At 66.3% G+C, this 9,433-nt stretch carries 7 protein-coding genes; all 7 read right to left on the reverse strand.

What is annotated here, in order from left to right:
- Positions 1 to 1,239 (reverse strand): alpha/beta hydrolase family protein (locus Q0627_RS12320; protein WP_298810203.1); only part of this gene is annotated, 1,239 nt, incomplete at its 3' end.
- Between the two features lie 224 nt (positions 1,240 to 1,463).
- Positions 1,464 to 2,504, reverse strand: coding sequence for an alpha/beta hydrolase family protein (locus tag Q0627_RS12325; RefSeq protein ID WP_291012860.1), 1,041 nt, complete (start codon positions 2,502 to 2,504; stop codon positions 1,464 to 1,466).
- Between the two features lie 394 nt (positions 2,505 to 2,898).
- Positions 2,899 to 4,977 (reverse strand): flagellar motor control protein ZomB, encoded by a 2,079-nt coding sequence (gene zomB / locus Q0627_RS12330; protein WP_291012862.1) that lies wholly within the window; start codon positions 4,975 to 4,977, stop codon positions 2,899 to 2,901.
- Positions 4,967 to 5,902, reverse strand: coding sequence for a decaprenyl-phosphate phosphoribosyltransferase (locus Q0627_RS12335; protein WP_291012864.1), 936 nt, complete (start codon positions 5,900 to 5,902; stop codon positions 4,967 to 4,969). Before Q0627_RS12335 ends, zomB begins: the two co-directional genes overlap by 11 nt.
- 81 nt (positions 5,903 to 5,983) lie before the next feature.
- Positions 5,984 to 6,565: a phosphatase PAP2 family protein gene (locus tag Q0627_RS12340; RefSeq protein WP_291012866.1), complete on the reverse strand. Its 582-nt coding sequence runs from the start codon at positions 6,563 to 6,565 to the stop codon at positions 5,984 to 5,986.
- A complete protein-coding gene (locus Q0627_RS12345) occupies positions 6,546 to 8,438 on the reverse strand; it encodes a glycosyltransferase (protein WP_291012868.1) in 1,893 nt (630 codons plus the stop codon). The genes Q0627_RS12340 and Q0627_RS12345 overlap by 20 nt, the downstream gene beginning before the upstream one ends.
- Before the next feature lie 334 nt (positions 8,439 to 8,772).
- Positions 8,773 to 9,433: UDP-galactopyranose mutase (locus Q0627_RS12350; protein WP_298810209.1), on the reverse strand; the 661-nt coding region annotated here is incomplete at its 5' end.

Raw genomic sequence — 9,433 nt, forward strand, 5'->3', positions numbered from 1 at the left:
GGAGTAGACGCAGCAATTGCCCTTGTCGCCGCTCAGTCCCAGCGCCGACGCCGCCTGCGGCCACGCCTGGGCCATCTCGAACTGCCAGTACGGCCAGGTGTGGGTGCCCGACGGCCGGTAGGCCGAACGGGCGGGCACACCCACCACGTTGAGTTTGACGGCGAACTGCTGGGTGGTGACGCGCGAGAGCACCTCGAGGCCGACGCCGGAGTAGTTGGTGGCCAGCAGCGGAATGTCCGAGGCCTGGTCGTGCGGACCGATCACGCCGTTGCCGGAGGAGATGTAGATGCTGGTTCCCTGCAGTTTGTCGGCGAGCACGTACGGATCGTGTTCCCGCCACGCGGGGTCGCTCGGCTTGCCGAACATCTTCTCCGAGTCGTAGGCGCCGCCGTCGCGCTGGGCGAATTGGATGGCCTGCGCCATGCCCGGCGAGCTGAGTTGCAGGATGCCCGAGAACGACGCCACGAACTTGTAGAAGCCGGGGTTGCGCGCAGCGAGCATCATCGCCGCCGAACCACCCATCGACAGGCCCATGATGCCGCGCACCTTGGTCGAGCGCCAGTCCTTCTCCAGGATCGGTGGCAGTTCCTTCATCAGGAAGGTCTCCCACATGTAGTGCTTGCCGCGGTCGGGCTGCTGCCAGTCGGTGTAGAAGCTCGACTCACCACCGACGGGCAGGACGACGTTGACGTTCTTGTCCTTGTAGAAGTCGATCACGTTGGTGTTGAGGATCCAGCCGCTCTGGTTGTCCTGGGCGCGCAGGCCGTCGAGCATGGTCAGCTGCGGGAACCTGGCGTTCGGCTTGGCATACCAGTCGCGGGCGAGCAGCAGCTGCACCTGGATATTGGTCTTCATCGCGGGCGAGTACACCCAGATCGCCACCCGGCGACTGCTGTACCAGTAGATGTTGGTGACCTTGACGCGGTCGTTGGTGGTTGCCGCCGGGGCGGGCACCTTCGTCGGCTCGGCGGCCGGTTTGCGGACTGCCTGGGGCGCCGGTTTCGGTGCGGGCCTGGCCGGGGTCACCTTGGCCGGTGCGGGTGCTGCCGGCGCCGCGTCCGCGGGTACCGTCCCGGCCACGAGACTCAGTGCGATAGCACCCGCACCGACCGCGGAAGCCGCGGCGACCCTCGTACGTCCCGAAGCCCGGCCGGCGCCACGCCGCGCCGCCCGGTTACCGATGCCGTCATCACCGCAGGCACCGCTACTGCCGTTGGTACCGCGCGCCGTTTGCCACATCGCTGATCTCCTCCGCCGGGCACGAACACATAAGTCACATTTGCACCACTGACCACAAATGTCTCAGGTGTTTCATACACTGCCCAGGCCGACAACGCACCCCCGCCACGCTGTGTCGCATGTGATCAATGTGATTTGTGATGCTCTTGTGACACCGATACACGAAAAAATCCCCCGATCCGCGCGAACGGATCGGGGGATTTCAGACGAGAGGCGCGGCGGTGCTACCTGAAGAAGCCGCGGTTCTTGGCGTCCCAGACCATGTCCTGCCAGTAGCCCCACGAGTGGGTGCCCATCGCGTAACTGCTCATGACGGGGACTCCGTTGAGGTTGGCGAACAGTTCGAACGCCTTGGTCTGGGTGAACGAGAGCAGCTCGAGCGGCGCTCCCTTGAACACGTCGTTGAACAGGCTCATGGAGCTGCTGCCACCGTCGAAGCTGTGCTGACCGACGATGCCGTTTCCGGAACCGACGTACACCTTCATGCCGCGCAGGCCTTGGATATTCCAGGCGGCGTCATTGCTGCGCCAGCGGGGGCTCCAGGGCGGTCCGAACATGGAGTCGACGTTGAACGGCGAGGGCGAGATGTCAAGCATCGACAGCCGGATCGCGGTGCGCATGCCGGGGGCGGTCATCCAGTTGTAGCCGGACAGCGAGGCGGCGCGGTCGAAGTTCTGCCGGTTCTGGGCGGCGATGGTCAGTGCGGCACCACCACCGGAGGACAGGCCCATGATGGCGTACTTGCCGTTGCCCACACGGAAGCCGTTGGCATCGAGCGTGCGGATGAGGCTCCTGGTGATGACGCAGCGCCACTTGTAAGTGAACGGCTGGGCGTTGAAGTTGGAGGGGGCATCCCAGTCGGCATAGAAGCTGGCCGGGCCGCCGACCGGCTGGACGACGTTGACGCCGGCGTTGACGAGCTTCTGGACGTTGGTGTTGATCTCCCAGCCGCTGTAGCCGTATTCGGCGCGCATGCCGTCGAGGAGGATGACGGTCTTGTAGTTGCCCTGCTTCTTCCAGGTGCGGACCTTCACGCCGTCGGCCTCACCGGCCGACTTGTTCTTCCAGGGACCGCTGGTGAAGTTCGGCATCCCGCAGCTGTTGATGCGGTATTCCTTGAACAGAGGGGTGTCGTTGATCCTGGCGCCGGCCTCACCTGCGGTTACGCCGACCAGCCCTACCGCTGTGGCCAACGACAGCAAGCCCACAAGTAGGCGGGACCGGCCTTTACGGCGCCCCGTGTGCTTTTCTGCACCTTCGCGCATCGACTACTACTCCTCATTTCGGGACCGGGCATCGGTGGTGTACCGATGACCCCGCCACCCTGCTTATGCGACAGCGGCGCTCACCACATAGATCGCTGCACATCTGCGTGCATGCATCGGTTGGCGAGCCTATTGCAAGCCGGGCAGGCTGACAAACGGTGTGATCTGTATCACTATCTCATAGCGATCACATCTGCTGTTCAGCCGACTCACAGTGGGACTGTCGTCAGTGTCCCCGCGAACGTTACCGATTCGAGATACGAAGACACAACTGTTCGGCGGCATCATTCGCAGATTCTCAGCCGGCCGTGGTCTCAGTTGCCGGTGTTGTCAGTTTCCCGGTGTTCTTCAGTCCGGTGTTCTTCAGTCCGGTGTTCTTCAGTTCCGCTGTTCTTCAGTTCCCAGGGCTGGGCGGGGTCAGCCCGCAGCGCAGGATCTCGTACTTCGGCTCACGCTGGATGCGGTAGCCGTTGAAGCGGTAGGCGTTCTTCAGGTTGTCGACGAACCGGTCCCACGTCCAGGTGCCTTCATAGGAGCGGTAACGCTCCTTGGTCTCCGGGCAGGTCAGCGCCACCTTGGCCTCGGCGACGGTGTCCTCGTCGAGGTAGCTGGGCAGTTCCGGCTTCTTCGACACCGCCCTGGCCTCGGCGACCACCCACTCCGACCGCAGGTTCTTGTCGTGCCCGATGCGGCCGTCGATGAGTCGTTCGGTGTGCGCGGCGAGCGGATAGGCCAGCCCCATCTGGTCGACGACGCGCACGTCGAGCGGCGCGTTCATGCTCGTCATTCCCAGGTTGAGGAAGTAGACGGTCAGCTTGCGCTTGGCCTCCGGCGTCGAGTCGGGCAGCGGCGCGACGTACCAGTCGTCGTAGTCGGACGACGGCAGGATGACCCCGCCCTGCCCGCGGTACTCCTCGATCCGCCGGGCCATCGCCCGCATGCGCGGATAGTCGAGATAGTCCTCCGCTGTCACCGGGTTCTGGATGCCCATGTTGGTGACGTAGAAGCGACGTTCGTCGACGATGCCGCTGCGGCCGATGCTCGTGCCGGCGTTCGGCAGGACCGTCGAGTGGTACAGACAGCCCCACACGAGGGTCGCGACCCAGATCGCCGCGAGCGCCACGGCCCCGCCGACGCGGATCCTGGCCCGGCGTGCGGCGGGCGCTCCGGCGGTGCCGCGCAACTGCGACCAACTCGCCGGGATCGTCACCGGCACGGTCATCAGCGGCAGCAGCAGCGTGAACATCGGGTTGAGCAGCACCCGGCCGTGCATGAAGTCGCCGCCCTGCCGCATCCAGTACACGGCACCGATGGCGCCGGCCACGACGACGGTCACGGTCACCCCCGTGGGCGACTGCAGCCGCGCCGACCAGCCGGCCGCCCGCTCCCGCAATCCGGTGACCTCACCTTGTACCGGGCCGCGCACCAGCCGGCCGTCGACGCCGAGCACCACGGCGACGACGATCAGCAGGATCAGCGGCAGCACCAGCAGGTACGGCGAGAACAGGTTGCCGACGTAGTCGAAGCCCTGCGCCCACTTGGAGCCGCTGGCGTCCTTGGCGACTGCCGGGTTGGGTACGAGCAGGGCGTAATAGCCCATCCGGAAGATCTGGTAGCCCACGGGCAGCACGCCGGCGACGACGACGATCCCGGCGCGTAGCCGCCACGACGCAGGTGCGGCCACCATCGCCAGCAGCACCAGCCCGCCGAGCACGGCCAGTTCGGGGCGGATCAGTGGGGCAAGGCCCGCGGTGAACGCGAGCCCCAGTGTGGCCGGGCTATTGGTGCGTCCCGAGGCGCTGCGAATATCCCCCCTCGCTTCGCTCGACCGGCCGCGTCTGCCCCACGCCACGAACTGACACCACAGCGCCGCGATCCAGAAGATGCACAGCCCGTTCTCCAGGCCGCTGGTCGCGAAGTCGCGGGCCGGTGGCACCGCGATGTAGACGATCGCGCCCAGCGGCAGCAGCAGCGTCCAGCCGGGAGCCGCCGACGATCGGTCACGCCCGATGCGGTCGGCGTACAGCCGGGCCGTGCCGTACATGGCTAGCGGGATGGCCGTCACCGACAGCACCAGCGCCACCCACAGCGCCACGTACTCGAGTTGGCCGTCGGTGATCCACGCCCAGAACCACAGCAGATACGTCCACGCGGTGGATGTGTTGGCCTCGACCCGCTCGCCCGCGTTGAACACCGGGCCGTTGCCGGCGAACAGGTTGCGCAGGGTACGCAGGACGATCAGGCCGTCGTCGGCGATCCACCTGCGCTGCCAGGCACCGATCGCGAAGAAGACGGTGACCCCGATCGCGCCGACGGCGAAGCTGACCGCGCTCACCCACTGCCGTGCGCCCAGCCCCTTGATGCGGGCGGTCACCCCGGTGTCGCGATCCTCGTCGTCGCCGAACAGGTCGGCAAGGCTCGCCGCCGGTGGGGCTGTTTTCTCAGAACGCCGTGTTCGTCTCTCAGAACGCATAAACCGCCACACCCACGCAGATGATCCAGGCAACCGCCAAGAACTGCAGGATGCGGTCGCCCAGGGCGATCTCTTCGGGTTCGCCCGCGGCACCGCCGTCGACGTCGACCGCGTACCGCAGGATCGCGACGGTGAACGGGACTATGGAGATCGAGTAGAAGACGTTGTCGCCGTGGCTACCGCCGGGGCCGGTGTCCAGCGCCCACAGGCCGTAGCAGAGCACCACCGACGTCGCCGACAGCGTCCACACGAACCGCAGGTAGGTAGCGGTATAGTACTCCAGCGACTTGCGGATCTTGGCGCCGGTTCGCTCGGCGTACACGAGTTCGGCGTAGCGTTTGCCGGCCGCCATGAACAGCGATCCGAATGCCATGACCAGCAGGAACCAGCGCGACAGACCCTCGGGCAGCTGCGCGGCCACACCACCGGCGATGGCCCGGATCAAGAAGCCCGACGACACGATGCAGATGTCGATGACGGCCTGGTGTTTGAGGCCGAAGCAGTAACCGAGCTGGATGGCGAAGTAGACGGCGATGGTGACCGCTGTCTGCCAGTTCGCCAGGAACGAAATACCGATCGCCGCGAGCGCGAGCACCGCCGCAAGCACGAATGCCAGCTTCTGCGGCACCACTCCCGCCGCGATCGGCCGGAACCGCTTGGTCGGATGGTTACGGTCGGCCTCGACGTCGAGGGCATCGTTGATCAGGTAGGTGGCCGAGGCGATCAGGCAGAACGCGACGAATGCGATGAGCACCCGCAGCATGGTGGCGCCGTCGGTGAGCACGTCGGTGCCCGCGGCCATCGGTGCGGCGAGGACCAGGACGTTCTTGACCCACTGCCGGGGCCGCAACGCCTTCACCAGTCCGGTCGCCAAGTTTTTCGGCGGGCCGAGCTGGGGGCCGTGCTCGATCGGTTCCTCGCTCATCGAAATGCTCGTCTCACTCCATGCCCGCGACGGTGCGGGCGATTCACTGCTGGGTCTGTCTCTCCGCGTTCGGTGCGCGAGTCACTCGGTGGGCGCACCCGATCGGTCCGGGAACAGTCTGTCACCTGCGACCACGGCCGCTGCGCTGACCGCTCCGATTCCGGCCCCGGCCAGCACATCGGTCGGATAGTGCACGCCCAGGACCAGCCGCGACAGCAGCATCGGCGGCACCAGCACCGCGGGCAGCGCGGCGGGCGGCAGACCCGCGGCCCGGCCGATCAGGATCGCGGCGGCCGTCGTCGACGTGGCGTGCGAGGACGGGAAGCTCAGCTTGGACGGGGTGCCCACACCGATCTCGATATCGGGATGGTTCGGTCGGGGCCTGCGCACCACCCGTTTGATGACGACGGACGCGGCGTGCGCACCGAACGCGCCGACACCGGCCTCGATCCAGCGGCGACGTGCGGCGTGATCGCCTTTCACGTGCGCGAGCGCAGCGCCCGCTCCGGCGATCGCGAGCCAGCCGAGGGAGTGCTCACCGAAATGGGACAGTCCGCGGGCGGACTCCCGGACACCCGGCCGGTGCGCCAGCGCCGACTGAATACCGACCAGGACGGCCGCTTCCCCTGTCGGGGCTCCCAGGTCAGTCGATTCCGAAGACATTCGCCCAGCTCTCCTTGCTCGTCAGGTCCGCATGCGCGCGGCGGTAGGCCTCGCGCATCTCGGGGAAGCGGTCCTTGACCTCTTTCACCAGCGCCGCCGACTCGCGGGCCAGCGCGATCATCTTGTCACGATCACGCTGCCGGTAGACCACCCCACGGCCGTCGGCTGTGGTCACGGTCACGCCGTCGACGCGGCCGAGGCTGAACCATCGCGCCTCGATGGGCGGGTAGTTGGCCTGCGGCACCTCGTGGTGACGGGGATCGGCCGGACGCAGATTGTTGCGCACCGCCCCGGCCAGGGCCTTCACCTTGGCGATCGGGTTCTTCGGTTCGTTGACTCCGAGATGGGTGGCCTCGCCGCTGGTGCGCGGCAGGTCCTGCGCCGACGGCAGCACGACGGCGTCGGGGAACTCCTTGCGCATCGCCGCCACCTTGGGCAGCGCGGTGGGCAGCAGGCTGCGGATGTGGTCGGGGCCGGCGAGGAAGTCGCGGATCGCCTCGTTCTGGATGGCGACCGTCGAATACTCCAGGCACAGCAGATGTTTGGCGGTCGCCTTGGCCATCGACTGCAGAATGCCGCCGATCGGACCGTCGTGATGGATGGAGGCGACCACGAGGCGGTTGCGCAGATGGAAGTAGGCCTGCCAGTCGATGGCGTCGTCCTTGTCGCTCCACGCCATGTGCCAGATCGCAATGCCCGGCACCGTCGCCGTCGGATAGCCGGCTTTGGCTGCGCGCAAGGCGAATTCCCAGTCGTCCCACTTGATGAACAGCGGCATCGGCAGGCCGATCTTCTCCGCGCATTCGCGGGGGATCATGCACATCCACCAGCCGTTGCCCTCAACATCGATGCGCCGGTGCAGATTCTTGGAGTTATCACGGTCGCGCAGTGGGTATTTGGCGAAGTCGTGGTCGTATTCGACGAACGGTGCCGCCGTCCACATGAAGGTGTGCCGGTCGATGGCCTCACCCATGCAGTGCAGGTGACTGCGGTCCTGCAGATTGAGCATCTGACCGCCGACGAGCATGGGGGACTTGGCGAATCGCGACAGCGCCAGGGCCCGCAGGATCGAGTCGGGTTCGATGGCGATGTCGTCGTCCATGTACAGCACGTACGGGCTGTCGGTCAGGCGCAGCGCCTCGTACATGATGCGGGCGTATCCGCCTGAGCCGCCGAGGTTTCCCTGGTCGAAGATGTGCAGCCGGTCGCCGAGCGCGGCGGCGGCGTCGGTGTAGCCGGGTTCGTCGACCACCTTGCGGGTGCCCTGATCGGGCATCAGCACGGCGTCGACGACTGCGTCGACGAGCGGGTCGGAGGTGAGCGCGGCGAGTGCGGCGACGGCGTCGGTGGGCCGGTTGAACGTGGGGATGCCGACGGTGACCCGTTTGGTCTCCTCGTCGGGGGTGGGTGCCTCGATCGCCGAATACCATCCGGCGGAGACGATTTCGGTGTCGGTGTCGGTGGTGAGGTCGAACCAGATCCAGCCGCCGTCCTCGAACGGGCCGAGGTCGACTTCGAGTTCGATGCTGCCGCGGCCGGATTCGTCGACAGGAATCAGTTCGCCGCCGATACCGATGCGCGCACCGTCGAACTTGGAGCGGTACAGGTCGATCCGGCAGGTGCCGATCACCTCCACGCGCAGCACCACCGACTCCAGGATCGACCACCGTCGCCAGTAGGCGGCGGCGAAGGCGTTGAAGTACGCCTCGAAGCTGACCTGCGAATCCGGGCCCAGCACAACGGAAGTACGGCTCGGTGAGTGCGCCCTTCGCGAGTTCCGCTCGTCCTCCACCAGATACAGCGACCGCACGTCGACGGGTTCGCCGGGACGTGGGAAGATGACCCGCTGCAGAAGGGATTTCGCCTTGCTCATCGGTTCGCAAACTCCTTCTTCCTCGGGCTGGTTACGTCATGCGGCAGGGTCACCGGACCCCTCGTGACCCTCGCTCGTTCCTCGCATCGGCCTCGGGGATCAAAATGTGTCCCCGACCTTCCCGCGCCTTGCAAACAGGGATCAAGATGTGTCCCCAACTTTCTTGACCCCCGAAGAACCGCAACACCGACAGTCGACGGCCACCTTCTTGACCCCCGAAGAACCGCAACACCGACAGTTGACGGCCACCTTCTTGATCCCTGAGGAGCCGAGCCGCTAGGCGAGGCGTCTCGAAGGGTCCGGTGAGTCGCGGCTCCCAAACCTGTCACCTCACTCATGCGCCCCCCACCAGCGCCGCGCCGTCACGCAGGTGCGGCGCGAGGGTGTTGTCGAACATGGTGAGCGCACTGGCGATGGCCATGTGCATGTCCAGATACTGGTAGGTGCCCAGGCGACCACCGAAAAGAACTCTCGCCGAGACGGTTTCGCCCTTGGCCAGGTCGCGGTAGGCCGACAGCATCGTGCGATCGTCCGGGGTGTTGATCGGGTAGTACGGTTCGTCGGATTCGCCTGCGGCGCGGCTGTATTCACGCATGATGACTGTCTTGTCGGCCGGGTAGGTATCGCGTTCGGGATGGAAGTGCCGGAACTCGTGGATGCGGGTGTACGGGACGTCGGCGTCGTTGTAGTTCATCACCGGCGTGCCCTGGAAGTCACCGGTATCGAGCACCTCGGTCTCGAAATCGAGTGTGCGCCAGCCGAGCCGGCCCGCGGAGTAGTCGAAGTAGCGATCCAGCGGCCCGGTGTAGACGACCGGCGCGTCCGGGCTCGCGGCCCGCAGGTCGTCGCGGACGTCGAACCAGTCCGTGTCCAGCCGCACTTCGATCTTCTCGTCGGCGGCCATCTTCTCCAGCCACGCGGTGTACCCGTCGACGGGCAGCCCCTCGTAGGTGTCGTTGAAGTAGCGGTTGTCGAAGTTGTAGCGCACCGGCAGC

The organism is uncultured Gordonia sp., assembly GCF_937858515.1.
Classification (GTDB): Bacteria; Actinomycetota; Actinomycetes; order Mycobacteriales; family Mycobacteriaceae; genus Gordonia.

Bases quoted from the DNA above. Each gene is read 5' to 3' on its own strand.
- Q0627_RS12325 (WP_291012860.1), bottom strand. From the start codon at position 2,504: ATGCGCGAAGGTGCAGAAAAGCACACGGGGCGCCGTAAAGGCCGGTCC.
- zomB (WP_291012862.1), bottom strand. From the start codon at position 4,977: ATGCGTTCTGAGAGACGAACACGGCGTTCTGAGAAAACAGCCCCACCG.
- Q0627_RS12335 (WP_291012864.1), bottom strand. From the start codon at position 5,902: ATGAGCGAGGAACCGATCGAGCACGGCCCCCAGCTCGGCCCGCCGAAA.
- Q0627_RS12340 (WP_291012866.1), bottom strand. From the start codon at position 6,565: ATGTCTTCGGAATCGACTGACCTGGGAGCCCCGACAGGGGAAGCGGCC.
- Q0627_RS12345 (WP_291012868.1), bottom strand. From the start codon at position 8,438: ATGAGCAAGGCGAAATCCCTTCTGCAGCGGGTCATCTTCCCACGTCCC.